At 69.1% G+C, this 16,528-nt stretch carries 19 protein-coding genes and 1 pseudogene; 8 read left to right on the plus strand and 12 right to left on the minus strand.

Features of this window, described 5'->3' with window-relative positions:
* Positions 1-8 precede the first annotated feature (8 nt).
* Positions 9-761: an SDR family NAD(P)-dependent oxidoreductase gene (locus H0X00_RS04505; RefSeq protein ID WP_293767564.1), complete on the minus strand. Its 753-nt coding sequence runs from the start codon at positions 759-761 to the stop codon at positions 9-11.
* 309 nt (positions 762-1,070) lie between these two features.
* Here H0X00_RS04505 and H0X00_RS04510 point away from each other — a divergent pair, with 309 nt between their 5' ends.
* From H0X00_RS04510 to H0X00_RS04520, 3 genes are read left to right on the plus strand one after another with little or no spacing between them, the layout of a single operon-like run.
* A complete protein-coding gene (locus H0X00_RS04510; RefSeq protein WP_293767583.1) occupies positions 1,071-1,919 on the plus strand; it encodes a molybdenum cofactor guanylyltransferase in 849 nt (282 codons plus the stop codon).
* Positions 1,906-3,084: a molybdopterin-binding protein gene (locus H0X00_RS04515; RefSeq protein WP_293767565.1), complete on the plus strand. Its 1,179-nt coding sequence runs from the start codon at positions 1,906-1,908 to the stop codon at positions 3,082-3,084. Before H0X00_RS04510 ends, H0X00_RS04515 begins: the two co-directional genes overlap by 14 nt.
* 59 nt (positions 3,085-3,143) lie before the next feature.
* Positions 3,144-4,157, plus strand: coding sequence for a methyltransferase (locus H0X00_RS04520; RefSeq protein WP_293767566.1), 1,014 nt, complete (start codon positions 3,144-3,146; stop codon positions 4,155-4,157).
* Here H0X00_RS04520 and H0X00_RS04525 read toward each other — a convergent pair.
* The 10 genes from H0X00_RS04525 to H0X00_RS04570 all read right to left on the minus strand — a co-directional run bounded on the left by H0X00_RS04525 (position 4,150) and on the right by H0X00_RS04570 (position 11,390).
* Complete coding sequence (locus tag H0X00_RS04525) at positions 4,150-4,362, minus strand: SRPBCC domain-containing protein (RefSeq protein WP_293767567.1); 213 nt, start codon at positions 4,360-4,362, stop codon at positions 4,150-4,152. The two genes, H0X00_RS04520 and H0X00_RS04525, sit on opposite strands and share 8 nt — an antisense overlap.
* Positions 4,363-4,490: 128 nt before the next feature.
* Positions 4,491-4,754 (minus strand): hypothetical protein, encoded by a 264-nt coding sequence (locus tag H0X00_RS04530; protein ID WP_293767568.1) that lies wholly within the window; start codon positions 4,752-4,754, stop codon positions 4,491-4,493.
* A 5-nt stretch (positions 4,755-4,759) separates the two neighbouring features.
* On the minus strand, positions 4,760-6,163 hold the full coding sequence (locus H0X00_RS04535; protein ID WP_293767569.1) for a YHS domain-containing protein: 1,404 nt from the start codon (positions 6,161-6,163) through the stop codon (positions 4,760-4,762).
* Positions 6,164-6,174: 11 nt separating this feature from the next.
* Positions 6,175-7,155, minus strand: a complete 981-nt coding sequence (locus H0X00_RS04540; protein ID WP_293767570.1) for a hypothetical protein — start codon at positions 7,153-7,155, stop codon at positions 6,175-6,177.
* Positions 7,156-7,211: 56 nt separating this feature from the next.
* A complete protein-coding gene (locus H0X00_RS04545) occupies positions 7,212-7,550 on the minus strand; it encodes a (2Fe-2S) ferredoxin domain-containing protein (protein ID WP_293767571.1) in 339 nt (112 codons plus the stop codon).
* A 3-nt stretch (positions 7,551-7,553) separates the two neighbouring features.
* Positions 7,554-7,862, minus strand: coding sequence for an MmoB/DmpM family protein (locus tag H0X00_RS04550; RefSeq protein ID WP_293767572.1), 309 nt, complete (start codon positions 7,860-7,862; stop codon positions 7,554-7,556).
* The gene (locus H0X00_RS04555) at positions 7,859-9,013 is read right to left on the minus strand and encodes a cobalamin-independent methionine synthase II family protein (protein ID WP_293767573.1); all 1,155 of its coding nucleotides are present in this window, start codon (positions 9,011-9,013) and stop codon (positions 7,859-7,861) included. Before H0X00_RS04555 ends, H0X00_RS04550 begins: the two co-directional genes overlap by 4 nt.
* 42 nt (positions 9,014-9,055) lie before the next feature.
* Positions 9,056-9,481 carry a hypothetical protein gene (locus tag H0X00_RS04560; RefSeq protein WP_293767574.1) on the minus strand — a complete coding sequence of 142 codons (426 nt, stop codon included), beginning with the start codon at positions 9,479-9,481 and terminating at the stop codon, positions 9,056-9,058.
* Between the two features lie 76 nt (positions 9,482-9,557).
* The gene (locus H0X00_RS04565; RefSeq protein ID WP_293767575.1) at positions 9,558-10,001 is read right to left on the minus strand and encodes a hypothetical protein; all 444 of its coding nucleotides are present in this window, start codon (positions 9,999-10,001) and stop codon (positions 9,558-9,560) included.
* A 129-nt stretch (positions 10,002-10,130) separates the two neighbouring features.
* A complete protein-coding gene (locus H0X00_RS04570) occupies positions 10,131-11,390 on the minus strand; it encodes an NADH-ubiquinone oxidoreductase-F iron-sulfur binding region domain-containing protein (protein ID WP_293767576.1) in 1,260 nt (419 codons plus the stop codon).
* Between the two features lie 213 nt (positions 11,391-11,603).
* Here H0X00_RS04570 and H0X00_RS04575 point away from each other — a divergent pair, with 213 nt between their 5' ends.
* Positions 11,604-13,307 (plus strand): PucR family transcriptional regulator, encoded by a 1,704-nt coding sequence (locus tag H0X00_RS04575; protein WP_293767577.1) that lies wholly within the window; start codon positions 11,604-11,606, stop codon positions 13,305-13,307.
* A gap of 116 nt (positions 13,308-13,423) precedes the next feature.
* A complete protein-coding gene (locus H0X00_RS04580; RefSeq protein WP_293767578.1) occupies positions 13,424-14,152 on the plus strand; it encodes an alpha/beta fold hydrolase in 729 nt (242 codons plus the stop codon).
* 7 nt (positions 14,153-14,159) lie between these two features.
* On the opposite strand, the gene H0X00_RS04585 is transcribed toward H0X00_RS04580, so the two are convergent.
* A complete protein-coding gene (locus H0X00_RS04585) occupies positions 14,160-14,735 on the minus strand; it encodes a TMEM165/GDT1 family protein (RefSeq protein ID WP_293767579.1) in 576 nt (191 codons plus the stop codon).
* A 193-nt stretch (positions 14,736-14,928) separates the two neighbouring features.
* Between H0X00_RS04585 and H0X00_RS04590 the strand changes: the two genes are divergently transcribed.
* The 3 genes and pseudogenes from H0X00_RS04590 to H0X00_RS04600 all read left to right on the plus strand — a co-directional run.
* Entirely contained in the window at positions 14,929-15,111 is a 183-nt protein-coding gene (locus H0X00_RS04590) for a hypothetical protein (RefSeq protein WP_293767580.1), read from the plus strand.
* Positions 15,112-15,131: 20 nt separating this feature from the next.
* A complete protein-coding gene (locus tag H0X00_RS04595; RefSeq protein ID WP_293767581.1) occupies positions 15,132-16,004 on the plus strand; it encodes a MoxR family ATPase in 873 nt (290 codons plus the stop codon).
* Positions 16,004-16,528 (plus strand): annotated as a pseudogene (locus H0X00_RS04600) (hypothetical protein); the annotation flags it as partial. The gene H0X00_RS04595 and the pseudogene H0X00_RS04600, both read left to right, overlap by 1 nt.

Consider the following 16,528-nt stretch of genomic DNA (forward strand, 5'->3'; position numbering starts at 1 on the left):
TCCGGGCGCTAGATGGTCGTCGACATCGCGCCGTCGGCCAACAGGTTCATGCCGTTGAGGTAGGCAGCACCGGGTGAGGCGAGGAAGAGCACCATCTCGGCGATCTCGTCCGGGGTGCAGACCCGGCCCAGCGGGATCTTGGCCAGCATCGGCGCGGCCAGCTCCGGGTCCTCCAGGCGCCAGCGGATGAAGGGGGTGTCCATCCAGCCCGGGCCGATCGCGTTGACCCGGATCCCCTGGCCCGCGTACTCGGCGGCGAGCACCTTGGTCATCTGGATCAGGCCGGCCTTGGTCACGCAGTACGGCCCACGCCCGCGCAGCGCGAGGACGCCACCGACCGAGGCCACGTTGACGATCACGCCGTCCTGGCGCTCCAGCATCCCGGGCGAGACCGCGCGGGCCATCAGCCAGGGGCCGGTCAGGTTCACCCCGAGGACGGCATTCCACTCCTCCAGGGACGTGCCCAGGAACGGTTTGGGGTCCCCGACGCCGGAGATGCCGGCGTTGTTCACCAGGACGTCGATGCGCCCCAGGTGCTCCAGCGCGGCGGCGACCCCGGCCTCGACGGCGGCGGGATCGGCGACGTCGAGGTCGACGCCGTAGACGCCGATCTCCTTGCCGACCTCGGCGGAGTTGCGCAGGTCAGCGATGCACACGGTCGCCCCGGAGGCCAGCGCCTGCTCGGCGATCGCCCTCCCGAGGCCCTGCGCGCCGCCGGTGACGAGAACGGTCCGTCCGGACAAGTCATAGGTGTTGGCCACTCTTGGACGGTAAGCGTGCGCCCCCCGTGTTTCCTGCTGCGGTGGCCAGGAAGAACCTCCGGGGTTCTCCTGTGAAACAGCGGACGCAACCTGCTGGTTACGCGCATCACAGTCAACGCTCACGAACAGTTGCTGGAAAGGCTGGACGGACGTTGATCGCTCGTAGCAAACTTGGTGTAGAAACGGTAAACACTGGCGAGTAACAAGACGTCGGTGATCATGGACCGCGGAGGTCCCTCCCGATTGTGAGCCGGGAGGGGCCTCCGCTTTTTCTGGACGCCGCCCGGATACCGTCGCCCCGTGCAGCAGATGCGGACGCATGCAGCGGCGGGCGTGATCCTGGCCGGGGGACGCTCGTCCCGGATGGGGACCCCGAAGTTCGACCTGGACTGGCACGGCACCTCCCTGCTCTACCGGATGGCGGCGCTGATGAAGCGGTCGGTCTTCGGGCAGGTCGTCGTGGTGGGCGCGCCGGGCCAGAACCTGACCGACCTGCCCGAGGGCGTCCAGGTCGTCCACGACCCGACCGAGGGCCTGGGTCCGTTGCAAGGTCTCGCGGCCGGCCTGACTGCGGTCGCCGACAGCCGGACGATCGCCTTCGTCTGCTCCGTCGACATGCCCTTCCTGCACCCGGTCTTCGTCCGTCAGGTGCTGGCCGCCATGGACGAGGTGGACGTCGCGCTGCCGGTCGTGCACGGCTACCGCCAGCCGCTGGCCGCGGGCTACCGCACCGAGCTCGGGGAGCGGATCACCGCGATGCTCGCGGAGGGCGCGCGTAAGCCGGGCGAGCTGTTCGAGAAGGTCAGGCTGCGCGAGCTCTCGGCGGAGGATCTGCTGGCCGATCCCGACGTGGCCCGCCTCGACCCGAACCTGGACTCGGTGCGCAACCTGAACACCCCCGAGGAGTACGAACAGGCGCTGAGCGAGATGCCGCCGGAGGTCGCGATCTCCGTCCACGGCACCTGGATGGATCAGGGTCAGCGCCGCGAGGCCACGTTGGCCGCGCCCAACCTGGGCGGTGCCGCGATGGCGATCGGTCTGGACCTCGGCGCCACGTTGATGGTGACCGTCAACGCCGAGCGGATCGGCCGCGAGCCGGAGTTCCCGTTGGTCCGCGGGGACGCCCTGTCCATCCTGTCCGCCAATGTCCCTCGCTGAACCGGCCCGCGGGCTGCCGGCCACCGAGGCCCTCGAGGTTTGGCGCACCGCCTGCGCGGACTCCGGCTGCGCGACGCGGACCGGCAGCGAGACTCGCACGCTGGCCGACGCGGTCGGACGCGTCACCGCCGAGCCGGTGCTCGCGATGCGCTCCTGCCCCGCGTTCACCTCCGCCGCGATGGACGGCATCGCCGTGCACGCCGTCGAAACCGGCGAGGGCGCTGTGCTCACCGACTTCGTCGTCATCGACACCGGCGACCCGATGCCGGAGGGCTACGACGCAGTCGTCATGCGCGAGTACGTGACCCACACCGACGGCAAGGCCGAAGTCTCGGTCGCCGCCCGGGTGCATCAGCACGTGCGCCGGATCGGCGAGGACATCACCGCCGGCGAGCAGTTGCTGCCGGCCGGACACCGGCTGCGACCCTTCGACGTGGCCGCCGCCGCCGCGGCCGGGCACGAGAACCTGACGGTGCATCAGGCACCGCGGGTCACGATCATCCCGACCGGCGACGAGATCCGCCCGATCGGGTCGGAGCTGCAGCCCGGCGAGATCCTCGACACCAACTCCCTGATGCTCGCGGCTCAGGCCCGCGAGCTCGGCTGCCTGGCCCGGACCACCGAGGTCGTCCCGGACGACCCGAAGCTCCTGCTCGCCGCTGTGCAGGACGCCGCCACCACCGCTGACCTGGTGGTGCTGATCGCCGGCTCCAGTGCGGGGCGGGAGGACCACACCGCCTCGGTGGTGGCGCGCGCCGGCCGGCTTTGCGTCCACGGGGTGGCGGTGCGGCCGGGGCATCCGGTCGTGCTCGGCGTGGCCGGTCGGACCCCCGTCCTCGGCGCACCGGGCTACCCGGTCTCGGCCGCGCTCACCTTCGAGATCTTCGCCGCGCCGCTGTTGGCCGGCCTGCAGGGCACGACTCCCCCGGTGCGCCCCACCGTCACCGCGCGGTTGAGCCTCAACGTCACGTCGGCGGTGGCCGGCGAGGACTGGATCCGGGTGCGGCTCGACCGGGACGGCGAGGAACTGGTCGCCACCCCGATGGACCGCCGCGCCGGGGTGCTCACCTCGCTGGTCCACGCCGACGGGCTGCTCGTGGTGGCGGCCGGGGTCGCCGGCCACGCGGCCGGCGAGCGCGTCCAGGTCCGTCTGCTCGGCAGCTGACCGCTACTACGCTTGCCCCCGGCCGCGCACGGTCGCCCACGAGCAAGGAGAGTCCCGCGATGGACCAGAACGTCACCCCTGACGCGATCATGGAGCTCGGCTTCGCGTTCTGGGGTTCGAAGACCTTGCTCAGCGCCATCGAGCTCGGCCTGTTCACCGCGTTGGCCGACGGACCCAAGCCGCTGACCGTGATCGGCGCCGAGTTCGGCCTGCACCCGCGCTCGGCCGTCGACTTCCTCGACGCCCTGGTCTCCCTGGGCATGCTCGAGCGCAGCGAGGCGGGCTACGGCAACACCCCGGCCACCGACGCCTTCCTGGACAAGAACAAGCCCGGCTACATGGGCGGCATGCTCGAGATGACCAACGCGCGGCTGTATCCGTTCTGGGGCGGCCTCACCGAGGCCCTGAAGACCGGCGAGGTGCAGAACGAGGCCAAGGGCGGCGGGGCGGACCCGTTCGAGATTCTCTACGCCGACCCCGACCGCCTCGAGCAGTTCCTCAAGGGGATGACCGGCATCAGCCTCGGCGCGGCGCTGGCCATGGCCGAGGCGTTCCCGTGGAAGGACTACTCCAGCTTCATCGACATCGGCTGTGCGCAGGGCGCACTGCCGGTGGAGGTCGCCAAGGCCCACCCGCACCTGACCGCCGCCGGCTTCGACCTGGCTCCGGTCGGACCGATCTTCAACGCCTACGTCGCCGAGCACGGGCTGTCGGACCGGGTGACCTTCCACACGGGCGACTTCTTCAACGACCCGATGCCGTCGGCCGACGTGCTCGTGATGGGCCACGTCCTGCACGACTGGAACTTCGAGCAGAAGTTCGAGCTGCTCGGCAAGGCCTATGACGCGCTTCCCGAGGGCGGTGCGCTGATCGTCTACGAGGCCCTGATCGACGACGACCGCCGGACCAACACCTTCGGCCTGCTGATGAGCCTGAACATGCTCATCGAGACCCCCGGCGGCTTCGACTACACCGGCAAGGACTGCCAGGGCTGGATGAGCCTGGTCGGGTTCTCCGAGACCCGCGTCCAGCACCTGGTCGGCCCCGACTCGATGGTCATCGGCATCAAGTAGCCGTCTGCACCGCCTCCGCGAGTCGGCACAGCTCGTGGGCCCAGCCCTCGGCGTGGTCGTCGCCGTACCGCGCGGGGATACCGCTGTGACGCAGCGTCAGAACGGTGTCACCGCCGTCGGCGACCAGTGTCACCTCGACCCGGCTGGAACCGACCGCGATCTCCGGCAGGCCCTCGGCCGGCTCCCAGCCGAAGCTGAACCCCATCCCTCGGCATTCACAACGGATGTCATCCGCAGTGTGTCGCTGCGGGTGACATCCGTTGTGGCTTAACGGGCGAGGCCCGCCGTCGTGTCCGGGATGCACGCGACGACGGGCCTCAGTTCTGGGGTGGGTCAGCCGTCCGAGCGGAACTCGATCAGCTCGTAGGGGAGCAGGTTCAGCTCGCCGAGGGTCGACTCGGGGTCGAGCTTGGCGCCGTCGGAGAAGCGGTACGCCGACACGTCGCCGGCCAATTTCACGTACAGCGAGCGGGGCGCCTTCTTGGTGAAGAACTTCACCGTCCAGTCCGGCGGCGGGTTCATCAGCAACGGCGGCGTCGAGCCACCGATCGCGCGGGCGTAGACGAGCAGCGACTCCTCCTCGATTTCCTGCGCCATGGCGATCAGATGTCCTTGTCCGCAGTGAGCAGGCCGCCGGTGCCCGGTGTCAGCCGCATCGCCGACCGGATCTCCGGCACGCTCAGGCCGTTGAGGGTCTTCTCCATGGTGACGCGGGCGGCGTATCGGTAGGGCTCGTGGTCGAAGATGTACTTGCAGCCGTTCGAGCAGAACCAGAAAGCCTTGCCGTCATACATCGAGCACTGGACGTTGGCCCGTTCAGGCACCGGGAACACACACGGCAGCCCGCACATCTGGCACAGCATCGCAAGCTGCGGCAGGTCCTTGGGGTCACCGTTGCGCACCTCGTCCCAGAACTGGCCGTGGTTGGCCTCGAAGGTCGGGTAGTTCGAGGTGAAGAACTCCATGTCCTCGTCGGTGGGCACGAACATCTGGTTGAACAGCACGTTCTTGTACTGGAACAGCGTCCGGTAGAGCGTGTGTGAGTAGTCCGGCAGCTCGGCCTTGGCGTCCTCCAGGAAGCGCGGCTGCTTGAGGCCGAACTCGGCCAGGTCATCGACCATCCCAGCGATGAAGTTGTCGATCACATATCGCTGGTACATCTGTTGGTAGGAGATGTACTTGCGCTTGGCGAAGTAGTCCGGGATCATCCCGATCGGCCCGGCGACCGCCCGGTGCTGGAGCCAGAACCACTTGTCCAGCCAGTACTGCAACTGCTCGACGTTGCGCTCGTCGCGCAGCAGAGTCCGCAGCGTCGACTGACCGATCGCCATGTGCCGGGTCTCATCCGACTGGGTGGTGAGCATCTCCTGGGCCATCGCCGTGTCGCCGTTGAGCGCACCCACCGAGGGAATCCCGACGAAGATCAGGTTGGTGAAGACCACCTCGACGCAGATGTTCAGCGCCATGATCGTCTCGAAGACGTTGTCGGCGTTCATCAGGTCTTCGAAGATGTAGCGCGCCGGGCCCATGGCGAAGTGGTGATCCCGCCAGGCGGCCCAGTTATCGAAACCGCTGTCGGCCTGGGTGTAGGTACGCAGTTCGTAGGTGTGGTTCTGGAAGTGCCGCATCTCGTCGATGGACTGGTAGAAGGCCGCCGCGCGCAACGCCGGCGCCGGGGCGTAACGCGCCGTACGGGCGTGCGCACGGCCGGCCGCGACCTCGGCGGTCTGCAGGTACGGGAAGACCAGCTTCATTCCGTCGTACCAGCGTGCGGGCACGTGCTGGTCGCCCTTGTACCGCTCGAAGGATTCGCGGACCGGGTGGTAACCGACCTCTTTCTTCGCCTGCACATCGATGTACTGGCGGTAGGAGAGGTTGAACGGATCGTCCCACTTGTCCCAGTCGTCGAACTGAATGCCGGCCGAGGCGAGCGGCGGGTACATCGCGTCCAGGTCGACGTAGGAGGGCTTCCAGTACAGCTGCTTGGCGCGGCTCTTGGTCTTCATCCCGTTTCCCATCATTCCTGGTCCGTGTGGACAGCGAGCGCTGCGGCCACATTGTCGGTCATCGTGACGTTCATGTTGGTTAGCCTGGCCCGGCACTCCGCGCGGGCTGTTGCCGCCGCGCGGGCGGCGACGCCGCCGCTGGGGTACGCCTCGGCCAGGGCTGCGACCGCGGCTGCCGCCAGCGGAACGTACTCGTCGACCCAACCCGAGATTACCTTGGCGTTGGCCTCGTCGGCGTTGCACTGCTTCAGAAAGGCGTCGGTCCAGGCGACCTGGCGGGTCGCGTCCACACCCAGGTGGGATCCCAGCGCCGCGGTCGTGAAATCCCCGTGTGCCCGCCCGCCCTGCACATACAGCTCGCGCAAGAAGGGGTCGAGCAGACCCGCGATGGCCACGTTCGTCGCGACTGTCACCTGGCCCCAGTCCGCCTCGATGAGAACCTCTTCCACGTAGCGGTGCAAGGGTGCTAGGGCCGGGTCCGTGTCCCAGACACTCGCCAGGGCGTTCTCCGGCGCCTCGGGGTTGAGCATCTCGAACCACTCCACACTGCGTTCGGCAGCCCGCAACTTGTCCATGATCTGCAACTGCACCGCGCAGGCCACACCCCCGGACAGCGTGTAGCGCATGACGTGTTGCATGGCCATCGACATGCCCCAGTGCGCGAAACCCATCGCGCCGACCAGCGGGGTCAGCGACTCACGCCATTGCGGGTCGATCGCCGAGATGAAGTCCGCGCTGGACGCGAGGGCGTACACCGAGTCCAACTGCTTCTCGGCCGAATCCTGGCCGATGACGTAGTTGCGGTAGTACATGGCGGCTGGGTCGCGGACGGCGTTCCAGTCGGTGGACAGCAGGGTGTTGTCCTGACGCCACTGCCCATTCTCGGTGCGGGAGACCGGCAGGCCGTCCCACTGAATCCCGGTGGACAGCTCCTCATACTCACTCGGCGGGCGCTTGCGTCCCGAGAGCCAGACGAACGTCTTGCGTGCCATCAGAATTCCTTCAATCCATCCTGGCCGGTGGGCTCCGGTCGTGAAATGACGGTAAGTCAGACAGTACCCGGCATGATGCCGGCGTCGAGCACGATGAAGATCAGGTTCTTGGTGATGGTGTCGGTGTCGCGAGTGAGCGCCTCGACGATCTCGCCGCCCATAAGGTGCTCGACAGCGATCGTGTCAACATCCTCGGGTTGCACACCCGCGTACCAGACCCGATCTTCGACGACCACGACGTTCGGGCCCTTCTCACACGCCGAGAAGCACAGATAGTCGCGCACCTCGACCTCCAGGTCGTTGCGCTCCACGGCGTCGTGCAACCTGTCGAGAACCTGTTCGGACCCGCGATCAGCACAGTCGACGTTCGTGCACACCAGAACCGTCTTGCCCATCGCTCAGGCCCCCTTACGCAACCACTCCAGGACGATCCGCTCGTCGTCGAGCTGGGTGATCATCCCGAAGTAGCTGGCCATGATCACCTGGATGTCAGGGCCGGTCCAGTCCTCGCGGCCGAGGTGCTCGCGCACCACCGCCGGATCGATTTCGAGCCGCCCGGGGGCGGAAATGATCAGGACCGCCGGGTTGGTGGTGGTGACCACCAGGTTGTCCTGCGCCTCCAGCGCCGCCTCCAGTACGGCGTCGGCCTCCGGCCCGGGCATCAATTCGATCCCGACCATCGGTCGGGGCGTGGCCTCTACTGTCATGCGACCACCCCGGCGTCGGCGGCCTGCTTGGCCTTGATCTCTTCGCGCACGATCTTGGCGCCCTCGACCAGCGCGCGCAGCTTCCCGAAGGCGACGATGCGCGGCAGGTTGATCAGGCCGCAGTCGGTGGTGACGCCGAGCTTCTCGGGCGCGACGTACTCCAGGCAGGCGCGGATCCGCTCGGCCACCGCGGTGGCCGTCTCGATCTCGACGCTGCGGACGTCGATGACGCCGGCCACGAAGTTGCCGTCGTACTTGGCCTTGCCGAGGGGCTTGAGCTCACCCGGACCGGTGTTGGCGGTCTCGAAGTTCAGCGCGTGCAGGTGCTCCAGCTTGGTCGCCCGCGGGAAGCAGGCTTTGCTGCGGGCCGTGAAGCCCTCCTCGTCGCGCAGCGCCATGATGTATTCGCTGCCCTCGCGCTCCGGGTTGTCCCCGTGCATCGGTCCCGAGGGTAGGTAGCCCTTGGTGCCGAGGTAGTTGCCCCAGCACACGTGCGCGACGAACTGCGCGTCGACGCCCTCGGTCATCGCGTTGAAGTGCTCGATCTCGAAGTCACCCAGCGAGAGGCCGTAGTGCCAGCCGAACTCGTCGATCTGGATGATGTCGGCGCCGGCTTCGGCAACCTGCTTGAACTCCTCGTTGAAGGCCTTGGCCAGCGCGGCCGAGACCTCCTTGATCTCCGAGTAGTGCAGGTTGTTCGAGCCCATCGTGAGCACGTTCAGCCCGGGGTACTGCAACTTGATCGGCTTGTCGGTGAACTTCTTCACCGCGCGCAGCTGCTTGAGCAGCAACGGCACCTTGCGGGTGATCGGCCCGTTGATCGTCGGCGAGTACATCGTCGAGTAGATCGGCAGCTGCAGCGGCGGACCGTACTTGTCGTAGCCGAGACGCTCGACGAAGTACTCGACGATCTGCGCGTAAGGACTGTCGCCGCCGAGCACGCGCGCGTCGGAGATGACGTCGAGACCGGCCCGCTCCTGGTCGTTGACCATCGCGGCGATGCAGTCCTCGAAGGTCTCGAAGGAGATCGAGTCGGGCAGATACTCACCGAAGGGCACCGCGGCGTTCGGGTTACCGGAGAACCAGCGGGGCTTCGGGTAGTTCCCGACCATCATGGTCGGGATCAGGATGTCTTGCGAACCAACGCGCATCGCGCACCTTCTCTCGGGACGTCAGGGACGACGGAGCGTCAGTTACTTCTTCTCGTAGTCGCCGTCGTAGGCGTCGGTGATGCTCCGGGACAGCTCGTAGAAGCGGTCGACACCGGGCACGAACATCGCGATATAGGAGGTCTTGCCGGCGCGCAGCAGGATCGACTGGTCGAGCAGGCTGGCGACCAGGCCCTTGGTCCGCTCGTTGACCGCGTGCCAGTCGGCGTAGGTGCCCTCGATGATGTAGTCCGCGCTCGGGTCCTCGTTGGTGTCGCCGGCCCAGAGCTTGGTCATCTGCGGCGCGTTGAAGCCCACGAAGCGGTCCTTCTCCACACCCCGGTCGGGGTCGGCGAGGATGTGCATGGTCACCGAGCGGTCGAAGCCCTCGGACTCCTCCACGAACTCCTCGTCCGTGTGGCAGAGCTTGGCCAGCTCCTCGACCCACTCCTTGGTGAACGCGTGCGCCATGGTGAGCTCCTCAGTTTGTTGACAGATCCTCTACGGGAATCCGTCGGTCTGACGGGAATTGTCGAAAGTCGTCGGACTACTTCGCGTCCGGCGGCACGGCCAGGACCTTGAGCACCCGGATCGAGACGATCGGGTGGAGCAGCAGGCCCTTGACCACGATGGTCCGGTTGGCCAGCAGCTTGGTGACCTCCCAGCCACCGCCCTTGTAGAGCGCGGGGAGGTTCAGCGGGCCCTGCGGGATCTTCAGCAGATTGTAGAACTTCTTCTGCGGCAGCTTGACCGTGACGTGCGGCTTGGGCTCGTGGTTCTGCACCGCGAGCTCGCCTTTCTCCGTCTTGAAGATCATCGTGCTGTCGTTCTCGCGGTCGATGAAGTGCACGCAGACGACCTTGCGGCCGATGCCGGCGAGGGTCCGCTCCTTCCACGGCGCTTCTTCGATCTTCTCGTTCAGCACCGTGTGGATGATCCGCGCTGATCCCATCGGCTCGCCCAGCAGGGCGACGGGCTCGGCCTCGCTCAAGGGTGACTCCTGCTCGGTCGGGAGGAACAGCGCGTGTGACCCTCATGTTGCCTGGATCACGTCCAAGGTCGTTCAATGAAACCGACGGAACTTGCCTACCCAGGCTCGTACGTGTCATAGGAACGCACCTCAGGTGCCTTCGATCCGGAGGGAGCGTCGCCGATGGACCAGCCCGCACTGCCCGCCGGCCAGATGCGTGGCGAAGTCGTCCGCGAACACCGTCCGGGCCGTGGTCAGCGGCGCGAGCGGGAAACCGGGCAGGCTGCAGTCCGTCGCGGGGCGGATCTGAGCGATCAGCGTGGGCGCGGTGTCCAGCTGGGCGACTTGGCCCTTCCCGTCCAGCACCGCGAGCGTGGCGCGGTGGATGAACTGGGTGGCCATCCGGCACGGCGGGCACTTGCCGCACTGCTCCCGGTTGAAGAACTCGCTGGTGGAGACCACGGCGTCGACCGCGCAGTGGTCCTTGGCCAGGACGCGCAGCGCCCCGCAGCCGAGCGTGGAGCCCGCCGCGGCCACCGAATCCGGGTCCAGCGCGACGTGCAGGTCGGTCAGCCAGCCGCTGGCCGGGCCGCCGACCTGGACCCCGCGGGCCGGGCCGGCCACGAAACCCTTGCCGTTGTTAGCGAGCACGGTGTCGAGGTAGGTGCCGATCACGACCTCGTAGACACCGGGGGCGACGCACTCCTCGGGGATCGTTATGAGCATGGTCCCTGGGCAGGATTCGGTACCGAAGCTGCGGTAGAGCGCCGGACCGTCCCTGCCGACCAAGGCCAGGTGGGCCAGCGTCTCGACGTTGGACACGACCGTCGGACGACCGTCCAGCCCCTCGGCCGCCGGGTACGGCGGCTTGGTGCGGGGCTGGGCGACGCCCGAGGCGAGGAACTCGGTGGCGGCCGAGTCCTCGCCGGCGACGTAGGTCGCCGGGGCGCGGACGATGGTGATGTCCACGCCGTGGGTGAGGCCCGCAGCGGTGGCCTCGGCGAGCGCGCCCTGCAGGGCCGCGACGGCGGCCGGCGCGTGCTCGTTGACGTAGAGCCGGACGGTGTCCGCGCCGAGCGCGGCGGCGCTCAGCAGCGCGCCGTCCAGCACCAGGTGCGGACTGTGCGCCATCAGGTGGCGGTCCTTGCGGCTGCCCGGCTCGTCCTCCGCGCCGTTGGCGATCACGACCCGCGGGCCGGGGTTCTCCAGCGCGACCTGCCACTTGCGGGTCAGCGGGAACCAGGCTCCCCCGCGCCCGCGCAGGCCGGCCGAGGCGACGTCGGCCTGCAGGGACCTAGGCGTGCGGGTGCCCTTCTGCAGCTCGTCGAGCGCGCGGTACCCGCCGGCGGCGCGGTAGGCGTCGAGGGCCGCGGCGGGCGTGTCCAACAGCCGGTTCACACGTGCACCCATGACGGGGTCTCCTGTGAAAAGGGCTCCCGGTGTGGGGGCGGTTCCCTGGGGTGCCAGGAGGCTAAGGCGCATAGTGGTCTGAGCCGTTCCGTCGTCCCGCAGGAGACTTGGGGGTCTTTTCCCTGCGCAGTTCAGGAACCGCCCCTTCCGGGCGGCAGCCACCATTCCGAGTGCCGCGGGACCCCCGCTCGCGGCGGCAGGTGAGGACGCGCCATGGCGATGCAGGCCCGCCACCGGCAGCCGGACCCGACCGGTGCTGCCGGGGGTTTCGCGTGGCTGCTCGACGTCGTGCACGAGATGGCGCACGCCCACTCCGGGCCGGACACCGCCTGCCTGTACCTGGACGCCGACGGCGGTGAGCCGGTGGAGATCTGCCCGGCGATGTGCCGGGACACCGCGGCCGGCATGCGCGAGGCACTCGCCGACCAGGGCGTCGAGGTCGCCGAGCAGGTGGAGCCGTCCCGACTCTATTTCCCCGCCCTCGCCGGGCGGGAGCACGCCCTGGTGCTGCCGTTGACCTGGCAGGACGGCATCGCCGGGGTGCTCGTCGTCGCCGCTCCGGCGCCGCCGCTGGGGGCGAGCCTCGGACGGGTGGTGGAGCTGGTCGGCAGCGGCCTGGGCTGGGTGCGCGGCGCCGCTGACGACGCCCGCTCCCTCGCCACGGTCTCCTCCGAGCGGGCCCGCTTGGACGTGGAACTCGGCCAGACCCGGATGTTCCTCGAACTGCAGGAGATGCTCGTCGGGGCCCGCACCACCGCCGAGGTGGTCTCCGCGCTGGCGGCCTGGCTGCAGGCGCCGGTCGCGGTCCAGATGCCGAACCTGATCGTCTCCGAGGCGGCCGGCGACGGCTCCCGCGACCTCGCGCTGTCCTCCGCCCGCAGCGAGTTCGAGCAGGGCGTGATCACCCGCGCCTGCGACGGCTCCACCTTCCCGATGATCCCGGCCGCCGGCCGGTTGCCGGCCCGGGTGGTCGCGCCGATCACCGGCACGTCCGGGGAGTTCACCGGATTCCTGGTGGCGGCCGTCGGCGACCGCGGGCGCGACGTCACCCGGCGCGCGTTGTCGGTCTCCCGCGGTCTGATTGCCTATCAGATGTCGGTGCGTCAGGACATCGAGGCGTCGGTCGCCTCCTTGCGTCAGACCCTGCTCACCGACCTGCTGGAGAAGCGGTTCTCCGAGCACCTGGCCACCCAGGCCGCCAAGCTCGGCCACGATCTGACGGGGACGCACATCGCGCTCGCGGTCGGCACCCGCGACTCCGACCTCGGGCAGGCCGCGGACCGGCTGCTCCGGGTGGTGGAGCACGCGTCCGCCCAGGCCTCTGCGGCGGCGGTCTCCACGCTGATCGGCATCGTCGACGACATGGTGCTGGCCTTCGTGCCCGAGCCGGTGCCGGTCGGCGACCTGGCTCTCGCGCAGGCCATCCACGACGAGGCCGCCACCGAGGGCATCGACGTCGTGGTGGGCATCGGCCCGTCCTGTCCGAAGGGTGTCGAGATGCCCGGCGCCGCTGCCCGCGCCCGCTGGGCGGTGCAGGTGCTGCGGACCACCAGCCACGGCGAGAACGCCCACGTCGCGCACTTCGACGCTCTCGGCGTCTGGGGCCTGCTCTTCGACCACCAGCGCGCGGGCGAGTTGATCACCTACGCCGAGCGCTGGCTCGGGCCGCTGGTGGAGTACGACCGCGCGCACCGCAGCGAACTGGTCGAGACCCTGCGCCAGCTGTTCCGCCAGCGCTCGCTGTCGGACGCCGCCGCCGCGCTGCACATCCACATCTCGACGCTGAAGTACCGGGTCGGGCGCATCGAGGAGATTCTCGGGATGTCGGTCGAGTCCTGGGACAACGTCTTCCACCTCGAACTCGCCCTGCGCGTCCTCGCCGTCTCCGACCAGCTGCAGGCCCCGCCGGCCCGCTGAGGATGACATCCGTTGCGGGGTAGCGACGGATGTCATCCGCAGCGATCCCCCACTTTGGTTGATGGGACAAGGGATCGGCGTGCCGGATCCGCGGGGGCCGCGATAGCGTCCCGCGCATGGCTGCAACTGTTCTTCTCGTCCACGGCGCCTTCCACGGCAGCGGGTACTGGCGGGCCACCCTCAAGGGGCTGGCCGACCGCGGGATCACGGCGATCGCCCCCGACCTGCCGGGACACGGCGCGGACACCCGGCCACTGGCCGACCTGAACGGCGACACCGACGCCATCGTCGAGGTGCTGGACTCCATCTCCGGCCCCGTCGTGCTGGTCGGGCACTCCTACGCCGGCGCGATCATCACCGCGGCCGGCATGCATCCCAACGCCGCGGAGCTCGTCTATCTCGCCGCCTACCTCCTCGAAGAGGGCGAGACGGTGGCCAACGCCGGCGCCGCCGCCGACATCGAGGGCATCGACCACACCGGCCGCCCGAGCATGGGCGCCGCCCTGGACATCGACTTCGAGGGCATCGGCCGGATCGTCAACGTCGACGCCGCGCGTGAGGTCTTCTACTCGGACTTCGACGACGAGCAGTTCGCCGACGTGCTCACCGCGATCTCCCCGCAGCGGATGGCGAACTTCAACGAGCACCCGCGCGGGTACTCCTTTTACGAGAAGCCGTCGACCTACCTGGTGTGCAGCCAGGACATGACGGTGCACCCGCACATCCAGCGCGTGTTGGCCCGGCGCAGCATGCGCGCCGCCGCCTGGGACAGCGGGCACTTCCCCATGATCACCCACGCCGACAAGACCGTCGCCTTCCTGGCCAAGATCGCCGAGAAGTACTGACGCACCGTCAGCGCAAGGCCTGCTCCAGGGACCAGATCGCCAGCACGATCATCACGCTTGCGGCGACGCGGCGCACGGTCCGCAGGGGCACCCGGGCGGCGATCGAGCGGCCGGCGAGAAGCGCCAGCCCGGAGACGGCGCACAGCGCGACGAAGGCGCCGAGGCCGGTCGGCAAGGCCCCGTTGTTCGCGGCGAGGTTGGCGGTCGTGATCTGCGTCAGGTCGCCCCACTCGCCGATGAACACCGCGATGAAGCCCGCGCTGTAGGCCGGCCAGAACGCCTGGGTGAGGTCGAAGCCGGCTTCGTCGACGGTCTCCGAGGCCCCGCGGAGCAGCACCACCGCGCCGAGGGCGAACATCGCCGCCGACGCCAGCCTGACCGGCGTGTCCGGCAGTTGGGCCAGCGCGCCGCCGACAGCGGCGGCGAGGGTCGCGTGCACCGCGAACGCGCTCGAGGTGCCGAGCCAGACGTAGCGCGCCTTCATCCGGGCGCCCATCGCCAGCGAGGCGAACATGGTCTTGTCCGGGAGTTCGGCCAGGAAGATGACCGCGAAGGCGGTCAGGGCCGTGACCAGGAAGTCCACTACTCCGACGATATCCGCGCCGCACACGCGCGCTCAGATCGCTCTGGGTTGGGGCGGCAAAGACGTAAGGCTTTCGCGTTTGGATCCAAGATCGTCCGTTCGGCTGACCAAGATCCATCCGAACGTCGCCGTCAAGGTGATTGTGATCTCCGTCGAAGTGTCGATTGAACGCTTGGCGGTAGAGGAGACACCCATGGACGCGATTCACGCGCAACACCAGCTCGAGGCGGAGAACGTCCGTGGTGACCGGGGCATGATCTTCCTGGTCGGCATGGCGATCGCCGGGATGGTCACCGTCTTCGCCGCCCTTGCCCTCGTCGACTCCCCCGCCGGCGCCGGTACCGGCACGACCCCGGCGCAGGTCTCCGCCCGCTAGTCCCAGGTACCGTGCGAGGCGTGAGCGACTTCGCCTCCCCGCAGGACCTGGCCACTGCGCTCGACGGCGTGGACTACCTCGCCGACCCGGGGTGCGCCACCGCCGCGTTCCTGGCCCTGCGACTCGGCCGGCCGCTGTTCGTTGAGGGCGAGGCCGGGGTCGGCAAGACCGCGCTCGCCCACGCCCTCGCGGCTCTGAGCGGCGCGCCGCTGATCCGGCTGCAGTGTTACGAGGGCATCGACGCCGCACAGGCCCTCTACGACTGGGACTTCCCCCGCCAGCTCCTGCATCTGCGTGCGGCCGAGGCGGCCGGTGGCGCCGACGCGGCACGCCTGGAGGGCGAGCTCTACGACCGCCGGTTTCTGTTGGCCCGGCCGCTCCTCCAGGCGATCGAGACCTCCCCCGCCGTCCTGCTCGTTGACGAGATCGACCGGGCCGACGACGAGTTCGAGGCATTCCTGCTCGAAGTCCTGTCCGACTTCACGATCTCGATCCCGGAGCTCGGCACGATCCGCGCGACCACCCCGCCGGTCGTCGTCGTCACCTCCAACCGGACCCGCGAGGTGCATGACGCGCTCAAGCGCCGCTGCCTCTACCACTGGCTCGACCACCCGCCCTACGACCGCGAGGTGGAGATCCTGCGCCGCCGGCTGCCCGAGGTGACCGGGGATCTGGCCGGGCAGGTCGCCAACGCCACCGGCCGCCTGCGCGAGATGGACCTGCTCAAGCCGCCCGGCATCGCGGAGAGCCTGGACTGGGCGGCCGCCCTCCTGGCGCTCGGCGCCCGACGGCTCGACGTCGACGCCGCGGCCCGCACCCTCGGCGCCGTCCTCAAGTACCGCGAGGACACCGACCGGGTCACCACCCACGGCCTCGCGCAGCTCGTCGGCTGATGGCGGGACCCGACCGGGACATCGTCGTCACGATGACCGGGTTCGCCCGCACCCTGCGGGCGGCCGGCCTGGTCGCCGACACCGGCCGCGTCGAGGCGATGCTGCGCGCGCTGCACGCCCTCGACGTCACCCGCGGCGTCGATGCGTACTGGGCCGGACGGCTCACGTTGTGCACCGGGCCGGAGGACATCGCCCGCTACGACGCGGCGTTCGCGGCGTACTTCACCGGCGAGATCCCGCGCAACGCCGCGTTCGGTCTGGTGAAGGCGCCGAGCCGGGTGGTCGGGCTTGAGCTGATCGAGGGTGGGGCGGGCGACAGCGTCACCGAGACGCAGGAGATGACGTCCCAGGCCTCGGACCTCGAACTGCTCCGCCACGCCGACATCGGGACGTGCACCGATGAGCAGCGGGCCGAGATCCGCCGGATGCTGGCCCGCCTCGACCCGGTCGGCCCGGTGCGCCGCTCGCTGCGCACCGAGCCCGCGCGACGCGGTGAAGTGGACCCGCGGCGCGCGGTGCGGGCC

Source organism: Sporichthya sp. (genome assembly GCF_013815995.1).
Classification (GTDB): domain Bacteria; phylum Actinomycetota; class Actinomycetes; order Sporichthyales; family Sporichthyaceae; genus Sporichthya.